General features: G+C 71.3%; 2 protein-coding genes. Both read left to right on the top strand.

From position 1 onward, the window contains the following. Positions 1-421 precede the first annotated feature (421 nt). A complete protein-coding gene (locus ACWEBX_RS40600; RefSeq protein WP_451889705.1) occupies positions 422-997 on the top strand; it encodes an IS607 family transposase in 576 nt (191 codons plus the stop codon). Next, on the top strand, positions 994-1,470 hold a 477-nt coding region (locus ACWEBX_RS40605), incomplete at its 3' end, for a helix-turn-helix domain-containing protein (RefSeq protein ID WP_451889706.1). The genes ACWEBX_RS40600 and ACWEBX_RS40605, both read left to right, overlap by 4 nt.

Genomic DNA, 1,470 nt, shown 5'->3' on the forward strand with positions numbered 1-1,470 from the left:
CGCCGAGACCCGCGTCAGACTCATCGACGCCCTCGCCGTACTGCGCACCAAGTACGTGCCCCAGCCCGCCCGCAAACACGGCAACCAGCCGCAATGACACCCCGGCCGACCCGCCTGGCCACCCTCTGCCCGGTCCGGGGACCGGCCCGGTCCGGCGCGGTCCGGTCCGTCACCCTTCTCCCCGCGCCGGGAGGCACCCGCGCCCCGGCACCCGCCCGTCTGCCCCGCGCCCCGCGCGGGGACGGAGCCCCCGCAGGAGCCCCCGGCGCAGCAGCCGCAGCCGACGCCGGGAACAGCGCCGCACCAGCTCGGCGATCGGGACGCAGCCCCCGACGGCGTCCCCGCCCGCGACGGACCCCGGAGTGGGCGGAGAAGATTTCTTAGTCATTCATAGTCACTTATAGTTTTGTATTTTGGTTATGTGAAGCTTTCGGACTGGGCGCGTCAGCAGGGCGTGAGCTACCAGACCGCTTGGAGGTGGGTGAAGGACGGGAAGATGCCCGTTCCCGTCCGCCAGGCGCCGTCCGGGACGTGGCTGGTCGATGAGGCCGCTGCCCAGCCGTCCGGGCGTGTGGTGGTGTACTGCCGCGTGTCGTCCGTCGACCAGAAGGCCGATCTTGAGCGGCAGGTGGCCCGGGTCGTGGCCGGTGCGAACGGGCTGGGTCTGGCCGTTGCGGAGGTCGTCGCCGAGGTCGGTTCGGGGCTGAACGGGCGTCGGCGCAAGCTGCACAGGGTCCTGTCCGATCCGAAGGCGGCGGTAATCGTGGTGGAGCACCGCGACCGGCTGGCCCAGTTCGGCGTCGAGCACCTGGAAGCCGTGCTGTCGGCGTCCGGGCGGCGTTTGGTCGTCCTTGACCCCACCGAGACCGCCGATGACCTGGTACGGGACGTCACCGAGGTGCTGACCTCGATGTGTGCGCGCTTGTACGGGCGCCGGACGGCGAAGAACCGGGCCGCCCGCGCGGTGGCTGTGGCGATGGCCGAGGACGTCGGGTGAGGAAGTTCCAGCCGCAGCCCGGTTACGTGGTGCAGGCGTACCGGTTCGCGCTGGACCCGAACGCCTCGCAGGAGACGGCGCTGCGCTCGCACTGCGGCGCGGCGAGGGCGGCGTACAACTGGGCGGTCGGCTGGGTGACTGCGTCCTGGTGGCAGCGCCGCGCGGAGGAGACGTACGGGATCGCCGAGACCGGGCTGACCGAGTGGCGACCGTGGTCGCTGCCGTCGCTGCGGAAGGCGTTCAACGCGGCTAAGCGCACCGACCCGCGGTTCGCCGGCTGGTGGGAGGAGAACTCCAAGGAGGCGTACTCCACCGGTCTGGCGAACGCGGCGGCGGCGTTCGACAACTACGCGAAGTCGAAGAACGGCAAGCGGCGCGGGAAGCGGATGGGGGCTCCGCGGTTCAAGTCGAAGCGGAAGGCGCGCCTGTCCTGCCGGTTCACCACCGGCACCATCCGCGTCGAGAGTGACGGC

Source organism: Streptomyces sp. NPDC005070 (assembly GCF_053600395.1).